This window comes from Polaribacter sp. M10, from assembly GCF_054968445.1.
In genome coordinates this window covers 66,515-84,781 of record NZ_JBSSBG010000018.1, presented here as the reverse complement: position 1 = coordinate 84,781, position 18,267 = coordinate 66,515, and the positions used below count along the sequence as shown (strand labels likewise).

Below are 18,267 nucleotides of genomic sequence, written 5' to 3'. Positions count from 1 at the left end.
TACTCAAGCGGCCAACGAGGACGGACTGTAACTCCGTTGACTATGTCTTCGCAGGTTCGAATCCTGCTCTCCCCACAAATTTACATTTTGCGAAAGTAGCTCAGTTGGTAGAGCGTCAGCCTTCCAAGCTGAATGTCGCCGGTTCGAACCCGGTCTTTCGCTCAAAGAAATCCAACAAAGCCGGTGTAGCTCAGTTGGTAGAGCGCATCCTTGGTAGGGATGAGGTCACGGGTTCAAATCCCGTCATTGGCTCATTGTATAATAATATTAGACACTAAATATATTTAAACTAAGAATTAAAATCAATAATTATGGCAAAAGGAACTTTTGACCGTTCGAAACCTCACTTAAATATTGGTACAATCGGACACGTAGATCACGGTAAAACAACTTTAACTGCGGCTATTACTAAAGTATTAGCTGATGCAGGATTCTCTGAAGCTAGATCTTTTGATCAGATTGATAATGCACCAGAAGAAAAAGAAAGAGGTATTACAATTAATACTTCTCACGTAGAGTATCAAACTGCTAATCGTCACTACGCTCACGTAGACTGTCCAGGTCACGCGGATTACGTAAAGAACATGGTTACAGGTGCTGCTCAAATGGATGGGGCAATTTTGGTTGTTGCTGCTACAGATGGTCCAATGCCACAAACTAGAGAGCACATCTTATTAGGTCGTCAGGTAGGTATTCCACGTATCGTTGTTTTCTTAAACAAAGTTGATATGGTTGATGATGAAGAGCTTTTAGAGTTAGTTGATATGGAGGTTAGAGAGTTATTATCTTTCTACGAGTATGATGGTGATAATGGTCCTGTAGTTTCAGGTTCTGCTTTGGGAGCTTTAAATGGTGAGCAAAAATGGGTAGATACAGTTTTAGAATTAATGGAAGCTTGTGATACTTGGATTGAAGAGCCATTAAGAGAGGTTGATAAAGATTTCTTAATGCCTGTTGAGGATGTGTTTTCAATTACTGGTCGTGGAACTGTAGCTACAGGTCGTATCGAAACTGGTATCGCTAATACAGGAGATGTTGTTGATATTATTGGTATGGGTGCAGAGAAGATGTCTTCTACTATTACTGGTATTGAGATGTTCCGTCAAATCTTAGATAGAGGTGAGGCTGGAGATAATGCAGGTATCTTATTAAGAGGTATTGCTAAAGAAGATATTAAAAGAGGTATGGTAATCTGTAAGCCAGGTTCTGTTACTCCACACGCAAAATTTAAAGCAGAAGTATATGTTTTAAAGAAAGAAGAAGGTGGTCGTCACACTCCATTCCATAACAATTATCGTCCACAGTTCTATGTAAGAACTACAGATGTAACAGGTACTATTAATTTACCTTCTGGTGTAGAGATGGTTATGCCTGGAGATAACTTAACAATTACTGTTGACTTAATTCAACCAATTGCATTAAATGTTGGTTTACGTTTTGCTATCCGTGAAGGTGGTAGAACTGTAGGAGCAGGTCAGGTAACTGAATTATTAGACTAATATTTTAGTTTACTAGTTAATAAATTTAAAGGGTGTCCCGTTTTTAACGGGACGCCTTTATGAATAAATAACAGAGACGGGTTTAGCTCAGTTGGTAGAGCACTGGTCTCCAAAACCAGGTGTCGGGGGTTCGAGTCCCTCAATCCGTGCGAAATAAATTAAGTAAGATGAACTTTATACAATATATCAAAGATTCTTTTGACGAATTAAGTAACCATATGACTTGGATATCTAAAGAAGATGCCCAAAAAACAACTGTTACTGTAGCAGTTTTTACTATTGTATTCGCATTAGCTGTAGCTGGTATAGATTATGTTTTTCAGACTGGGTTAGATAACTTTTTTAAATTATTTTAAGTAATAAATTATGGCTGATTCAGTGATGAAATGGTATGTTGTTAGAGCCATTGGAGGACAAGAAAATAAAGTTAAAAATTACATTGAAACTGAAATTTCTAGAGTAGGTTTATCTGATTATGTTAATCAGGTAATTGTACCAACAGAAAAGGTAGTTCAAATTAGAAACGGAAAAAAAGTTAATAGAGAAAGAGTTTACTTTCCAGGATATATTATGGTAGAGGCTAACCTTTCAGGTGAAGTTCCTCACGTAATCAAAGCAATTACAGGAGTTATCGGGTTTTTAGGTGAAACTAAAGGTGGTGAACCTGTACCTATGCGTAAGTCTGAGGTAAACAGAATGCTAGGTAAAGTTGATGAACTTTCCGTGCAAGATGAAAACATCGCTATTCCTTATAATCAAGGGGAAACAGTAAAAGTTGTTGATGGTCCTTTTAATGGATTTGATGGAACTATAGAAAAAGTAAACGAAGAAAAGCGTAAACTTGAAGTAATGGTGAAAATATTCGGAAGAAAAACACCATTAGAATTAAGTTATATGCAAGTAGAAAAGATATAATTGTTACACAAATATATATCGATTTATTTTTTGGCTTCCAACTTAAAATAAATCATTAAACATTTTTAAAATGGCAAAAGAAGTTAGTAAAGTAGTTAAGTTACAAGTAAGGGGAGGCTCAGCGAATCCGTCGCCGCCGGTTGGACCCGCTTTAGGTGCTGCTGGTGTTAACATTATGGAGTTTTGTAAACAGTTCAATGCAAGAACGCAAGACAAACAAGGTAAGGTTTTACCTGTTGTTATTACTGTTTTCAAAGACAAATCGTTCGATTTTGTTGTAAAAACTCCTCCTGCAGCAGTTCAGTTACTAGAAGCGGCCAAAATTAAAAAAGGTTCAGGAGAACCAAACAGAAAGAAAGTAGCATTAGTTACTTGGGATCAAATTAAAGTTATTGCAGAAGACAAAATGGTAGATTTAAATGCCTTTGAAGTTTCTTCAGCAATGCGTATGATTGCAGGTACAGCTCGTTCTATGGGATTAACAGTAAAAGGTGATGCACCAGCATAAACTTTATAAAAAGTAGTAAAATGGCAAAATTAACAAAAAAGCAAAAAGAAGCTCACGCTAAGGTTGATAAAACGCAATCTTATGATTTAGCTGCTGCTTCAGCGCTAGTCAAAGACATTACTAATGTAAAGTTTGATGCATCAGTAGATTTAGCAATTCGTTTAGGAGTAGATCCACGTAAAGCTAATCAAATGGTTAGAGGTGTAGTAACATTACCTCATGGAACTGGTAAAGATGTAAAAGTTTTAGCATTAGTTACTCCAGATAAAGAAGCAGACGCTACAGCAGCAGGTGCAGATTATGTTGGATTAGATGAGTACCTTCAAAAAATTAAAGGAGGTTGGACAGATGTAGATGTAATTATCACTATGCCAAGTGTAATGGGTAAATTAGGTCCTTTAGGTAGAATATTAGGTCCTAGAGGTTTAATGCCAAACCCAAAAACTGGTACAGTAACAATGGATGTTGCAAAAGCAGTAACAGATGTAAAAGCTGGTAAAATCGATTTTAAAGTTGATAAAACTGGTATCGTACATGCAGCAATTGGAAAAGTATCTTTTGATGCTAAGAAAATTGAAGAAAATGCAAACGAGTTAATACAAACTATTATTAAATTGAAACCAACAACTGCAAAAGGAACGTATGTAAAAAGCGTTTTTATGTCTAGTACAATGAGTCCTAGTATTGCTGTTGATGTAAAAACTGTTTAATACGTTAAAACTTATAATTATGACTAGAGAAGAAAAATCACAAGTAATACAAGATTTAACAGAAGTATTAGCAAATACAAATACAGTATACTTAGCAGACATTTCAGGGTTAGATGCACAAACTACTTCTAATTTAAGAAGAGCTTGTTTTAAAGCAGGTATTCAATTATCGGTAGTAAAAAATACATTACTTGCAAAAGCAATGGAAGCTTCAGATAAAGAATTTGAAGACTTACCATCAGTATTAAAAGGTAATACATCAATGATGATTTCTGAAGCAGCAAATGCTCCAGCTAAATTAATCAAAGAATTCAGAAAAAAAGTAAAAGATAGACCTATTTTAAAAGGAGCTTTTGCAGAAGAATCTGTATATATTGGTGATGATCAATTAGATGCTTTAGTAGATATTAAATCTAGAGAAGAACTTATTGGTGAAATCGTTGGATTATTACAGTCTCCAGCTAAGAATGTTATTTCAGCATTACAGTCTGGTGGACAAACACTTTCAGGTATTATTAAAACTTTATCTGAAAAAGAATAAGCGCACAAATAAACTATAATAAAACAAAATTTTTAAAAACAATTAAAATGGCAGAATTAAAAGATTTCGCAGAGCAATTAGTTAACTTAACTGTAAAAGAAGTTAATGAATTAGCTACTATCTTAAAAGATGAGTATGGTATTGAGCCAGCAGCAGCAGCAGTAGCAGTAGCAGGTCCAGCAGCAGGTGGAGCAGATGATGCAGCAGAAGAGCAAACTGAATTTGATGTTATCTTAACAGCAGCAGGTAGTTCTAAATTAGCAGTTGTAAAATTAGTTAAAGAATTAACTGGTTTAGGATTAAAAGATGCTAAAGGTATCGTAGATAGTGCACCAGCACCAATCAAAGAAGGTGTTTCTAAAGATGAGGCAGAAGGTCTTAAAAAATCTTTAGAAGAAGCTGGAGCTGAAGTAGAGCTTAAGTAAGCTATATCTTCCTGTTTTTTGTAAGATTTAGAAACAGGAAAACAAATTTAGGTTTAGGTACTAAAACATTAGTTTTAGGCCTAAACCATTTTGTGTCTATATTAGTTCTTTACTTTAATTCAGATTTTAATCAAAAAAATATTCTCTTTTGGCAACGAAAAACAATACTGAAAGAATCAACTTCGCAACTTCTCAAATGATTAAAGAGTATCCAGATTTCTTGGATATTCAGGTAAAATCTTTTCAAGATTTTTTCCAACTTCAAACTAAAGCAGAAGAAAGAGGTGAAGAAGGTTTGTATAAAACCTTCATGGATAACTTTCCAATCACAGATACCAGAAATCAATTCGTTTTAGAATTTTTAGACTACTTCGTAGATCCACCTAGATATTCAATTCAAGAATGTATTGAAAGAGGTCTTACACACAGTGTACCATTAAAGGCACGTTTAAAACTTTATTGTACAGATCCAGAACATGAAGATTTCGAAACCATTGTACAAGACGTTTATCTTGGTACAATTCCTTATATGACAAACTCTGGTACCTTTGTAATTAACGGTGCAGAGCGAGTTGTTGTTTCTCAGTTACACAGATCTCCAGGTGTATTCTTTGGGCAATCTTTCCATGCAAATGGTACAAAATTATATTCAGCAAGAGTCATTCCTTTTAAAGGATCTTGGATTGAATTTGCTACAGATATCAATCAAGTAATGTATGCTTATATTGATAGAAAGAAAAAATTACCAGTAACAACATTATTCAGAGCCATTGGTTTTGAAAGAGATAAAGATATATTAGAAATTTTTGACCTTGCAGAAGAAGTTAAAGTTTCTAAAGCGGGATTAAAGAAAGTATTAGGTAGGAAATTAGCAGCTAGAGTTTTAAAAACTTGGCACGAAGATTTTGTTGATGAAGATACTGGAGAAGTTGTATCAATCGAAAGAAATGAAATCGTTTTTGATCGTGATACAATTTTAGATAAAGAACATATTGATGATATAATTGATGCTGGAGCCAAAACCATTTTACTACATAAAGTAGATAATGATATGGCAGACTACGCAATTATTCATAATACTTTACAAAAAGATCCTACAAACTCTGAAAAAGAAGCTGTAGAACACATATATAGACAATTACGTAATGCAGAACCGCCAGATGAGGAAACTGCAAGAGGTATTATAGATAAGTTATTCTTCTCTGAACAAAGATATAATTTAGGTGAAGTTGGTCGTTTTAGAATGAACACTAAACTTCAGTTAAACGAACCTATTGATCAGAAAGTACTAACAAAGTTAGATATTATTACGATCATTAAATATTTAATCGAATTAATCAATTCTAAAGCAGAAGTTGATGATATCGATCACTTATCTAATAGACGTGTAAGAACTGTTGGTGAACAACTAGCAGGTCAGTTTGGTGTTGGTTTAGCACGTATGGCTAGAACTATTCGTGAGCGTATGAATGTACGTGACAATGAGGTATTTACTCCAATAGATTTGATTAATGCAAAAACTTTATCATCTGTAATTAATTCTTTCTTTGGTACCAACCAATTATCTCAGTTTATGGATCAAACAAATCCATTAGCAGAGATCACACACAAGCGTAGATTATCTGCACTTGGGCCAGGTGGTTTATCTAGAGAAAGAGCAGGTTTCGAGGTACGTGATGTTCACTATACTCACTATGGACGTTTATGTCCTATTGAAACTCCTGAGGGACCGAATATTGGTCTGATTTCTTCACTTTCTGTATTTGCAAAAGTGAATAACTTAGGATTTATAGAAACTCCTTATAGAAAAGTTGATAACGGAATTGTAGAAAAAAACGAACCAACCTATTTAAGTGCTGAAGAAGAAGAAGGTATGAAATTTGCCCAATCTAATTTAGAATTAAATGAAGATGGTAGCTTTGTAACAGATAGAGTTATTGCTCGTGAAGAAGGTGATTTCCCTGTGGTTAGCCCAGATGCAATTGATTATATGGACGTTGCTCCAAATCAAATTGCTTCTATTTCTGCATCTTTAATTCCTTTCTTAGAACATGATGATGCCAACCGTGCATTAATGGGATCGAATATGATGCGTCAAGCAGTTCCTTTATTACGTCCAGAATCTCCAATTGTAGGTACTGGTTTAGAACGTAGAGTTGCAAAAGATTCTAGAATCTTAATCAATGCAGAAGGAGCAGGAGTAGTAACTTATGTAGATGCTAATAAAATTACAATTAAGTACGATAGAACAGAAGAAGAAAAAATGGTAAGTTTTGATTCTGATGAAACATCTTATAACTTAATTAAATTTAGAAAAACCAACCAAGGTACATCTATCAACCTAAAACCTATTGTAGAAAAAGGAGATAGAGTGGAAGAAGGACAAGTACTTTGTGAAGGTTATGCAACACAAAAAGGAGAATTAGCTTTAGGTAGAAATATGAAAGTAGCCTTTATGCCTTGGAAAGGGTATAACTTTGAGGATGCAATTGTAATTTCTGAAAAAGTAGTTCGCGAAGATATATTTACATCTATTCATATTGATGAGTATTCTTTAGACGTAAGAGATACAAAATTAGGAACTGAAGAGTTAACTAACGATATTCCTAATGTTTCTGAAGAAGCTACCAAAGATTTAGATGAAAATGGAATGATTAGAATTGGAGCAGAAGTAAATCCTGGTGATATCTTAATTGGTAAAATTACACCAAAAGGAGAATCTGATCCAACTCCAGAAGAAAAATTATTACGTGCCATTTTTGGTGATAAAGCTGGTGATGTAAAAGATGCATCATTAAAAGCTTCTCCATCATTAAGAGGTGTAGTAATTGATAAAAAATTATTCAAAAGAGCAGTAAAAGATAAAAATAAGAGATTAAGAGATAAAGAAGCTGTGGCTACTTTAGAACAATCTTTTGTTTCTAAATTCGAAAGCTTAAAAGACGAATTAATAGAGAAATTATTCACTTTAATTAGTGGAAAAACTTCTCAAGGAGTTTATAACGATTTAGGTGAAGAAGTTTTACCAAAAGGTAAAAAATACACTTTAAAAATGTTAAACTCTGTTGATGATTATGTTCACTTAACAGGTTCTTGGACAACAGATAGCGACTTAAATGATTTAGTTGGTGAATTAGTACACAACTATAAAATTAAAGTAAATGACTTACAAGGTAATTTACGTCGCCAGAAATTTACAATTTCAGTAGGAGATGAATTACCTGCAGGAATTTTAAAATTAGCCAAAGTATATATTGCCAAAAAACGTAAGTTAAAAGTGGGTGATAAAATGGCGGGTCGTCATGGAAATAAAGGTATTGTTGCTCGTATTGTAAGAGCAGAAGATATGCCTTTCTTAGAAGACGGAACTCCAGTAGATATCGTATTAAATCCATTAGGTGTACCTTCTCGTATGAACATTGGTCAGATTTATGAAACTGTTCTTGGTTGGGCAGGTCAAAAATTAGATACTAAATATGCTACACCAATTTTTGATGGTGCATCTTTAGACCAAATTAATGCAATTACAGATTCAGCGGGTGTACCAAGATTTGGACATACTTATTTATATGATGGTGGAACAGGAAAACGTTTCGACCAACCAGCAACAGTTGGTATCATCTATATGATTAAGTTAGGACACATGATCGAAGATAAAATGCACGCGCGTTCTATTGGACCATACTCTTTAATAACACAACAACCTTTAGGAGGTAAAGCACAATTTGGAGGTCAGCGTTTTGGAGAAATGGAAGTTTGGGCACTCGAGGCTTATGGAGCATCAAGCATATTAAGAGAAATCTTAACTGTAAAATCTGATGATGTAATGGGTAGAGCAAAAACATACGAAAGTATTGTTAAAGGTGAAGCTATGCCAGAACCAGGTTTACCAGAATCGTTTAACGTATTAATGCACGAACTGAAAGGTTTAGGATTAGACGTTAGATTAGAAGAATAAATTTTTTCAGTAACCAGTTTACAGTAACCCTTATGTTACTGTAAACTGAATACTGCCAACTGAATACTTATTAAAAGACATGGCAAGAAAACAAGAGAAGTACACTGTAAAAAAGTTTAATAAAATCTCAATTGGTTTATCATCTCCAGAAGCGATTCTAGAAATCTCTAAAGGTGAAGTTTTAAAACCAGAAACTATAAATTATCGTACTCACAAACCAGAAAGAGATGGTTTATTTTGTGAGCGAATTTTTGGTCCTGTAAAGGATTATGAATGTGCTTGTGGTAAGTACAAAAGAATACGTTACAAAGGTATTGTTTGTGATAGATGTGGTGTAGAAGTAACAGAAAAGAAAGTACGTAGAGATAGAGTAGGGCACATCAACTTAGTTGTTCCTGTAGCTCATATTTGGTATTTTAGATCATTACCTAACAAAATGGGATACCTTTTAGGTTTACCATCTAAAAAGTTAGATATGATTATTTACTACGAAAGATACGTAGTAATTCAACCAGGTATTGCAAAAAATCCTGAAGGAGAACCATTACAAAAAATGGATTTCTTAACAGAAGAAGAATATTTAGATATTGCTGATGAGTTACCTCAAGATAATCAATATTTAGACGATTCAGATCCAAATAAGTTTATTGCAAAAATGGGTGCTGAGTGTTTAATTGATTTATTAGCTCGTATCGATTTAGATTCGTTGTCTTTCGAATTAAGACACAAAGCCAACACAGAAACGTCTAAACAACGTAAAACTGAAGCATTAAAACGTTTAAATGTTGTAGAAGCATTTAAAGATTCTCAAAAAAATAGAGAAAACAATCCAGAATGGATGATTATGAAGGCAATTCCGGTAATTCCACCAGAATTAAGACCTTTAGTTCCATTAGATGGTGGGCGTTTTGCTACTTCAGATTTAAATGATTTATATAGAAGAGTTATTATCAGAAACAATCGTTTAAAACGATTAGTTGAAATAAAAGCTCCTGAAGTTATTTTACGTAACGAAAAACGTATGTTACAAGAATCTGTAGATTCATTATTCGATAACACACGTAAATCATCAGCAGTAAAAACAGAATCTAACAGACCTTTAAAATCTTTATCAGATTCATTAAAAGGTAAACAAGGACGTTTCCGTCAGAATTTATTAGGAAAACGTGTTGATTATTCTGCACGTTCTGTAATTGTTGTTGGTCCAGAATTAAAATTGTCAGAATGTGGTATCCCAAAAGATATGGCAGCTGAACTTTACAAACCTTTTGTAATTAGAAAATTAATTGAAAGAGGAATTGTAAAAACAGTAAAATCTGCAAAGAAAATTATAGATAGAAAAGAACCAGTTGTTTGGGATATTTTAGAAAATGTAATTAAAGGACATCCTGTATTATTAAACAGGGCTCCTACTTTACACAGACTTGGTATTCAAGCTTTTCAACCTAAATTAATAGAAGGTAAAGCAATACAATTACACCCATTATCTTGTTCTGCATTTAATGCGGATTTTGATGGAGATCAAATGGCGGTTCACTTACCATTAGGACCAGAGGCTATTTTAGAAGCACAATTATTAATGTTAGCTTCTCATAATATCTTAAACCCTGCAAATGGTGCTCCAGTAACTGTACCTTCTCAAGATATGGTACTTGGTTTATACTATATGACAAAAGAAAGAATTTCTACTCCAGAAGTGCCAATTAAAGGAGAAGGATTAACTTTCTATTCACCAGAAGAAGTAACTATTGCTTTTAACGAAGAAAAAGTTGACTTAAATGCTGGTATTAAAGTAAGAACTCAAGATTTAGATGAGAATGGCGAGCAAGTAACTAAAATTATTAAAACTACTGTAGGTAGAGTTTTATTTAACGAAAAAGTTCCTGCAGCTGCTGGTTATATCAATGAAGTATTAACTAAGAAAAACTTACGTGGAATTATTGGTGGTATTTTAAAAGCTACTGATATACCAACAACGGGTGCATTCTTAGATGAGATAAAAAATATGGGATATAAATTTGCCTTCCAAGGTGGTTTATCTTTCTCATTAGGAGATATCATTATTCCTGCTGAAAAGCAATCTATGATTGATGAAGCAAACAAAGAAGTTGATGCAATTGTAGGAAACTATAATATGGGTATGTTAACGCAAAAAGAGCGTTACAATCAGGTAATTGATGTTTGGGGTTCTACCAACAACAGATTAACTGAGTTATCTATGAAACGTTTGCGTGAAGATCAACAAGGTTTTAACTCAGTATACATGATGCTAGATTCTGGTGCAAGGGGTTCTAAAGAGCAAATTCGTCAGTTAACTGGTATGCGTGGATTAATGGCAAAACCTAAAAAATCTACAGCAGGTGGTGGAGAAATTATTGAAAACCCAATTCTTTCTAACTTTAAAGAAGGTTTATCAATTTTAGAATACTTTATCTCAACTCACGGTGCGCGTAAAGGTTTAGCAGATACCGCTTTAAAAACGGCAGATGCTGGTTATTTAACACGTAGATTAGTAGATGTATCTCAAGATGTTATCATTACAGAAGAAGATTGTGGTACATTAAGAGGATTAGAAGTAACTCCATTAAAGAAAAACGACGAAATAGTTGAGTCTATTGCAGACAGAATAGAAGGTCGTATTTCTTTACAAGATGTATATCATCCAGTAACAGAAGAACTTATCTTAAAAGCAAATCAATCTATTACATCTCAATTAGCTGATGCAGTAGAAGCTTCTGGAATTGATCGTTTAGAAGTAAGATCTGCATTAACTTGTGAGTCTCAAAAAGGTATTTGTGCAAAATGTTATGGTTTAAGTTTATCTACTCGTAACAAAGTACAAATTGGTGAAGCAGTTGGTGTAATTGCAGCACAATCTATTGGTGAGCCTGGTACTCAGTTAACATTACGTACATTCCACGTTGGTGGGGTTGCTGGTAACATATCAGAAGAAAATAAATTAATTGCGAAGTTCGATGGTGATGTTACTATTGATGATTTACGTACAGTTGTTGGTAAAGACAACGAAGGTAAAGAAGTTGATATTGTAATTTCTAGAACTGCAGAAATTAAAATAAAAGACAAGAAAACAGGTATAACTCAAAGTACAAACATATTACCTTATGGTTCTATCATTTTTGATAAAGATAGAAAAACCATTAAAAAAGGCGATGTAATTGTACAATGGGATCCATTTAATGGTGTAATTGTATCTGAATTTGCTGGTAAAGTTAAGTTCGACAATTTAGAGCAAGGTATGAATTACTCTGTAGAAATTGATGAACAAACTGGTTTCCAAGAAAAAGTAATTACAGATTCTAAGAACAAGAAAATTATTGCTTCTTTAATTATTGAAGATGAAGATGGTAATGCTTTACGTTCTTATAGTTTACCTGTTGGTGCACATTTAATGGTTGATAATGGAGATACTGTTGAAGCTGGACATACTTTAGTTAAAATTCCTAGAAAATCTGGTAAAGCAGGTGATATTACAGGAGGTTTACCACGTGTAACAGAATTATTCGAAGCACGTAATCCTTCTAACCCATCTGTAGTTTCTGAGATTGATGGTGTAGTTTCTTTTGGAAAAATAAAGAGAGGTAATAGAGAGATTATTGTTGAATCTAAAACAGGAGAAATTAGCAAGTATTTAGTAAAACTTTCTAACCAGATTTTAGTTCAAGAAAACGACTTTATTAAAGCGGGTATGCCATTATCTGATGGAGCAACAACACCTTCTGATATATTAAGAATTAAAGGACCATCTGCAGTACAACAATACTTAGTAAATGAAATACAAGAAGTATATCGTTTACAGGGTGTAAAAATTAACGACAAACATTTCGAAGTTGTAGTACGTCAAATGATGCGTAAAGTTAAGATTATAGATTCTGGAGATACTTTATTCTTAGAGAATCAATTAATCCATAAAACAGACTTTATCAAAGATAATGACGCTATTTACGGAATGAAAGTTGTTGAAGATGCTGGAGATTCAGAAAACTTAAAACCAGGTCAAATTATTTCTGCACGTCAATTAAGAGATGAAAATTCTTTACTAAGAAGAAACGATCAAAACTTAGTTACAGCAAGAGATGCTAGACCAGCAACAGCTGAACAAGTTTTACAAGGTATTACAAGAGCTTCTTTACAGACTAAATCATTTATATCTGCAGCTTCTTTCCAAGAAACTACAAAAGTATTAAACGAGGCTGCTGTAAATGGTAAGATTGATACTTTAGAAGGTTTGAAAGAAAATGTAATTGTTGGTAAGAAAATTCCAGCAGGTACAGGTATGAGATCTTATGATAAAATTATTGTAGGTCCTAAAGATGAAATGGAACAAAGTTTCTAATTAAACGTTTGAACGTTAACGTTTAAAAATTATATAAGTTGAATTGTTTGTAGTATTTTTACTACAAATAATTCAACTTTTTTTATTGATATTAATTACACAACCCAATAACTATGGAAGATAACCAAAATAAAGACGGACAATTAAATATAGAATTAGATCAAGAAGTGGCAGAAGGTACCTATTCTAACCTGGCAATAATTAATCATTCTATGTCAGAATTTATTGTAGATTTTATAAATATTATGCCTGGTGTACCCAAAGCCAAAGTAAAATCTAGAATTATTCTAACACCACAACATGCAAAACGATTAACCAAAGCGTTAGCAGATAATGTTCGTAAATTTGAACAACAACATGGAGAAATAAAAGATTATGAGCAACCTCCAGTACCCATGAATTTTGGGCCAACAGGTCAAGCTTAATCATAAAAAAAGTGAAACGTTAGTTTCACTTTTTTTATTTAAAACTCTACAGAGAAATCTAAAATCTTAGGATTCGAAAAATAATCAATAATATTCTTTTCAATAGTTATGGTTTTACCATCAGCACTATAATAGGCTTCTTTAATTGAAGCATTTTTTATTCGTTTAGGAAACGTATAAATTAATTTATACGTAGAACTCGAAAACATTGTTTTTACATCCCCTAAACTATCAGCTTCTTTTTTCAATTGCTCAGGATTTAAAATTTCTGTATTGCGTTCAAATTTCTTTTTCGAATACAAATAGTTAACTTTAGTAGAAGGTGTTTTGGGTTCACTTAATTTTTTAGTTTGTTTTCCAGAAGCTAAAAGTTTATTAGATTTAGAAGCCAAACCATAACCTTCTTGAAAAGAATTTAGCATATTATTCAATTCTTTTACATCTTTAAAGTTGGTAAACATATCAAAATTCATTTTTTTGGTATCAGAATTCATCTGCATTTTCATGCTAAAATTTTCCAACCTTTTTAATGATTTTTGTTTTTCTTGCGATAGTTTTAAAATACTATCTCTATTCTGTTTGATAACATCTTTAAAATGAATAATAGTATCGTAATTAGTATTCGTTTTTTCTTTATTTAATCTATCTCCCATCATTTGCATAAAAAACGAAGCATCAACTTTAAAAGACACAGTTCCGCTTCCGTTTTTTGTTACAGTTAATTCTTCTGTCATTTGGCAACTTGTAAAAAATAAGACAATTAAAATCAATAGAAAATAAGATAGATTTGGTCTTAAGATTGTTTTCATAGCATAGTTAATTAAAAGTTTTAAATAGTAAATGTAAAGAATATTTAACAATTAAATAGGTGTAAGAGTGCTTTAAAATTATTGTAAAAATGAAATTAATTTAATGTTAATTAGTGGTTTTTTTCAATTGTAATTTAGCTTTTTCTTTTCATTTTGTTAATCTTTTAAAACTTATCAAAAGTTAGTTTTGTTAAAAATTTTAACCAAATAAAATGAAACTAAACAAATTAAAATTTATTCTATTCATTGTAGTCTTATCAATGTCTATGGCAAAATCTTTTGCACAGACTGGTACAATTCAAGGATTAATTACAGACGAAAATGGTATTTATGTTCCAGGAGCAAATGTATCTTTAGAAACAATTAAAAAAGGAGATGTTACAGATTTTAACGGTAGATTTACAATTCTATCTATACCTGTGGGTACCTACACTTTAAAAGTTACCTATTTAGGTTATAAAGATATTACCAAACAAGTAGTGGTAAAAGAAAACCAAACTACAAAAGTAACTTTAGAATTAGAATCTGGAGGCATTGAATTAGATGAAATTGAATTTAGATCTTACAGCTTAAGTGGCCAAGCTAAGGCTTTAAATACTCAAAAAAATAACATTAACATTACCAATGTGGTATCTACAGATCAAATTGGTAAATTTCCAGATGCAAATATTGGTGATGCTGTAAAAAGAATTCCTGGTATTACTATGCAAGTAGATCAAGGTGAAGCTAGAAATATTGTTATTAGAGGACTTTCTCCGCAATTAAACTCAGTTACTTTAAACGGAAGTAGAATTCCTTCTGCAGAAGGAGATAACAGAAACATTCAAATGGATTTGATTCCTTCTGATATGATTCAGTCTATCCAAGTAAACAAAGCTGTAACTCCAGATATGGATGCAGATGCTTTAGGGGGTTCTGTAAACTTAGTTACAAGAACAGCCCCACAAAGTTTTAGATTATCTGCAACAGCAGGTTCTGGTGTAAATACCATTACAAATAAAAGAATTTTAAATGGTTCTTTTTTAGTAGGTGATCGATCTAAAGACAAGAAATTTGGATGGATGCTTTCTGCAACTATTAATGATAATGATTTTGGTTCTGATAATGTAGAAGCAGAATGGACAGATGAATTTGCTTATTTTGATGGTACAGACGAAGTAGAAATGGAAGTAAATCCTTATACAAACGTATTTGAACAAAGAACGTATTTAGTACAAAGAGTACGTAGAAGTTTTTCTGCAAATTTCGATTATCAAATAAATGATAACAATAACATCTATTTTAAATCGATGTATAACTGGAGAGATGACAGAGAAAATCGTTTTAGATTAGAACACGAAATTTTAGATGCAGAAGATATTGAAATTGGCGATTTTACCCTAACAAATAATACACCAACAATGTTTCCTGTAGAAGTAAAAAGACAATCTAAAGGAGGGATTGATAACGACAGAAATAAAAACAGACGTTTAGAAGACCAAAGAATGCAAAACTATTCTTTAGGAGGTAACCATGTTGCTGGTAATTTAAAAATCGATTGGATGGCTTCTTTAGCAAAAGCATCTGAAGAAAGATTAAATGAAAGATATGTAGAGTTTGAATCTGAATATATCATCAATAGCAGTACAGATTCAGAAAATCCTTTTTATTCACCTGTTGATGCTTCTGATTTTAATGATCTTTCTAGTTTCGAATATGGAGAAATTACTGAAGAAAATCAATATACAGAAGAAGAAGATTTTAATGTTTTTGTAAACTTTGAATTACCTGCAGACTTTTTTGGTAAAGGTGATGGATTTATAAAATTTGGAGCAAGAGGTAGATTTAAAACCAAATACAGAGACAATAATTTCTTTGAGTATGATTTAGAAAGTGCTTACCCAACTTTAGATGGTATACCAACCAAAGATTATTCTAAAGCAGATTTTCTTGCTGGTAGCCAATATCAAGCTGGTTTATTTGCATCAGAAGAATGGTTAGGAGCTTTAAATTTAGCAGATGGTGAGTCTGTAGACGATGAATTTTTAAGAGACAATTATAATGTAGAAGAAAATGTTTATGCTGCGTATTTAATGGCAAATCAAAATTTATCGAATAAATTAAGTGTTTTAGCTGGTGTACGTTTAGAGCATACAAGTTTAACTGCAACTGGTAATAATATTTTAGATGAAGATACTTTAAATGGTACAACAACTAAAGAAAGTTCTTATACAAACATATTGCCAGGTGTACATTTTAAATACGATGCTACAGATAATACAGTAGTTCGTTTTGCTTGGACAAACACTATTGCAAGACCAAATTATGCAGACATAACACCTACTTTAGATGTTGTAACTGGAGATGATGAAATTTTTGTAGGTAACCCAGATTTAGAGCCAACTACTTCTATGAACTTCGATTTAATGGCAGAAACGTATTTTAATAATGTAGGTTTACTTTCTGGTGGATTATTCTACAAAAAAATAAACGATTTTATTTATACTTTTCAACAAGAAACATCTTCAGATTTTTACGGAGCAGGTACAACAGGGTTTGATGTTTATCAACCTTTAAATGGAGATGATGCTTCTATTTTTGGAGTTGAATTTGCTATTCAGAGAAAATTAGATTTCTTACCAGGATTCTTAAAAAACTTTAGTCTTTATTTAAACTATACTTATTTAACTTCTAACGCAAATGGAATTCGTAATGAAGATGGAGATGAAAGAGACGATTTAGATTTGCCAAACACAGCACCAAATATGTTTAACGGTTCTTTAGCTTATGGTGGTAAAAAATTCTCTGCAAGAGTTTCTGCTAATTTTTCTGATGCTTATGTAGATGAAATTGGTGGTAATGCTTTTGAAGATCGTTATTACGATCAACAATTTTTCTTAGATTTTAATGCAACATTTGCGGTTAACAATAACCTAAGTATTTATGCTGATGTTAATAATATTACAGACCAACCTTTGCGTTATTACCAAGGTGTAAGTGATAGAACTATGCAGATGGAATATTATGGAAGAAGAATTACTTTTGGTTTAAAATACGATTTGTTTAAAAAATAAGAAATTAATAATGAGTTTATTAAACAAAAAACAAATTGTAAAAAGCACTATATTACTTAGTGCTTTTTACTTTTTTTCTTGCAATTCTGGTAGTAAACTACCTGCAATAGCACCAGATATTATTACAGAAAAAACACTGAACGATACAGATGATCCTGCAATTTGGATAAACCCAAAAGATGCTTCTAAAAGCATTGTTTTTGGTACCGATAAAAAAACAAATGGAGCCATTTATGCTTTTAATTTAGATGGAAAAATTATAGAAAATAAAACCATCAGAAATATTAAAAGACCTAATAATGTAGATTTAGAATACGGGTTTAAAATTAACGATTCTACAGCTACAGATATTTTAGTGTTTACAGAAAGAGAAAAACAACAAATTAGAATTTTTTCTGTACCAGATATGCAACCTTTAGACAATGGAGGTTTTCCTGTTTTTGTTGATGAAAAAAATGCAGAACTCAAATTACCTATGGGTGTTGCTTTTTATAAATCTAAATTAGATGATAGTTTTTATGCTATTGTAGGCAGAAAATCAGGACCTAAAGAAGGATATTTATACCAATACAAATTAACAGCAGCAAACAATGTGATACAAGCTAATTTGGTAAGAAAATTTGGGAAGTTTAGTGGTAAAAAAGAAATAGAAGCTATTGCTGTAGATTCAGAAATGGGTTTTGTGTACTATTCTGATGAAGGTGCTTGCATTCGAAAATATTATGCAGAGCCAACCAAAGGAAATGAAGAAATAGCTTGTTTTGGTGGCGAGTATTTTTTAGAAGATATAGAAGGAATTGCCATTGCCAAATTAGAAGACAAAAAAGGATATATTATTGTTTCTGATCAACAAAAAGGACAATTTAATTTGTTTAATAGAACAACAAACAATTTTGTTAAAGCAATTAATTTATCAACCTTAGAAACAGATGGTTGTGATGTGGTTACAGTGCCATTAAATAACACTTTTAAAAGCGGTTTGTTTGTTGCAATGAACGATGAAAAGAATTTTTATTTTTATGATTTTAATAGATTAATCAAATAAAAAAATCTTAATATTTGAACCTTAA

The 18,267-nt window shown here is 32.3% G+C and carries 13 protein-coding genes and 3 tRNA genes; 15 read left to right on the top strand and 1 reads right to left on the bottom strand.

The window, feature by feature from the left end; all coding sequences use genetic code 11:
- The first annotated feature begins 89 nt into the window (after positions 1–89).
- From ACWYN7_RS14435 to ACWYN7_RS14375, 13 genes are all read left to right on the top strand, one after another.
- Positions 90–162, top strand: a tRNA-Gly gene (locus ACWYN7_RS14435).
- 17 nt (positions 163–179) lie between these two features.
- Positions 180–252 (top strand) — tRNA-Thr (locus ACWYN7_RS14430).
- Between the two features lie 59 nt (positions 253–311).
- Complete coding sequence (gene tuf, locus ACWYN7_RS14425) at positions 312–1,499, top strand: elongation factor Tu (RefSeq protein WP_462860672.1); 1,188 nt, start codon at positions 312–314, stop codon at positions 1,497–1,499.
- 76 nt (positions 1,500–1,575) lie between these two features.
- Positions 1,576–1,648, top strand: a tRNA-Trp gene (locus tag ACWYN7_RS14420).
- 18 nt (positions 1,649–1,666) lie between these two features.
- On the top strand, positions 1,667–1,855 hold the full coding sequence (secE, locus tag ACWYN7_RS14415; RefSeq protein WP_015480735.1) for a preprotein translocase subunit SecE: 189 nt from the start codon (positions 1,667–1,669) through the stop codon (positions 1,853–1,855).
- A gap of 10 nt (positions 1,856–1,865) precedes the next feature.
- Complete coding sequence (gene nusG, locus ACWYN7_RS14410; RefSeq protein ID WP_068357679.1) at positions 1,866–2,414, top strand: transcription termination/antitermination protein NusG; 549 nt, start codon at positions 1,866–1,868, stop codon at positions 2,412–2,414.
- Between the two features lie 70 nt (positions 2,415–2,484).
- Complete coding sequence (gene rplK, locus ACWYN7_RS14405; RefSeq protein ID WP_462860671.1) at positions 2,485–2,922, top strand: 50S ribosomal protein L11; 438 nt, start codon at positions 2,485–2,487, stop codon at positions 2,920–2,922.
- 20 nt (positions 2,923–2,942) lie between these two features.
- Positions 2,943–3,632 (top strand): 50S ribosomal protein L1, encoded by a 690-nt coding sequence (gene rplA, locus ACWYN7_RS14400; protein ID WP_462860670.1) that lies wholly within the window; start codon positions 2,943–2,945, stop codon positions 3,630–3,632.
- Positions 3,633–3,651: 19 nt separating this feature from the next.
- The gene (rplJ, locus tag ACWYN7_RS14395; RefSeq protein ID WP_462860669.1) at positions 3,652–4,173 is read left to right on the top strand and encodes a 50S ribosomal protein L10; all 522 of its coding nucleotides are present in this window, start codon (positions 3,652–3,654) and stop codon (positions 4,171–4,173) included.
- 47 nt (positions 4,174–4,220) lie between these two features.
- Positions 4,221–4,598 carry a 50S ribosomal protein L7/L12 gene (gene rplL, locus ACWYN7_RS14390; protein WP_068357668.1) on the top strand — a complete coding sequence of 126 codons (378 nt, stop codon included), beginning with the start codon at positions 4,221–4,223 and terminating at the stop codon, positions 4,596–4,598.
- Positions 4,599–4,746: 148 nt separating this feature from the next.
- Positions 4,747–8,556: a DNA-directed RNA polymerase subunit beta gene (gene rpoB, locus ACWYN7_RS14385; RefSeq protein ID WP_462860668.1), complete on the top strand. Its 3,810-nt coding sequence runs from the start codon at positions 4,747–4,749 to the stop codon at positions 8,554–8,556.
- A 79-nt stretch (positions 8,557–8,635) separates the two neighbouring features.
- Entirely contained in the window at positions 8,636–12,910 is a 4,275-nt protein-coding gene (rpoC, locus tag ACWYN7_RS14380) for a DNA-directed RNA polymerase subunit beta' (RefSeq protein ID WP_462860667.1), read from the top strand.
- A gap of 113 nt (positions 12,911–13,023) precedes the next feature.
- Positions 13,024–13,335, top strand: a complete 312-nt coding sequence (locus ACWYN7_RS14375) for a DUF3467 domain-containing protein (RefSeq protein ID WP_462860666.1) — start codon at positions 13,024–13,026, stop codon at positions 13,333–13,335.
- Positions 13,336–13,373: 38 nt separating this feature from the next.
- Here ACWYN7_RS14375 and ACWYN7_RS14370 read toward each other — a convergent pair whose 3' ends face one another.
- Complete coding sequence (locus ACWYN7_RS14370) at positions 13,374–14,144, bottom strand: hypothetical protein (RefSeq protein WP_462860665.1); 771 nt, start codon at positions 14,142–14,144, stop codon at positions 13,374–13,376.
- A 212-nt stretch (positions 14,145–14,356) separates the two neighbouring features.
- Between ACWYN7_RS14370 and ACWYN7_RS14365 the strand changes: the two genes are divergently transcribed.
- Both ACWYN7_RS14365 and ACWYN7_RS14360 read left to right on the top strand, forming a co-directional pair.
- Positions 14,357–17,197 carry a TonB-dependent receptor gene (locus ACWYN7_RS14365; protein WP_462860664.1) on the top strand — a complete coding sequence of 947 codons (2,841 nt, stop codon included), beginning with the start codon at positions 14,357–14,359 and terminating at the stop codon, positions 17,195–17,197.
- Positions 17,198–17,207: 10 nt separating this feature from the next.
- Positions 17,208–18,242 (top strand): phytase, encoded by a 1,035-nt coding sequence (locus tag ACWYN7_RS14360; protein ID WP_462860663.1) that lies wholly within the window; start codon positions 17,208–17,210, stop codon positions 18,240–18,242.
- Positions 18,243–18,267 lie beyond the last annotated feature (25 nt).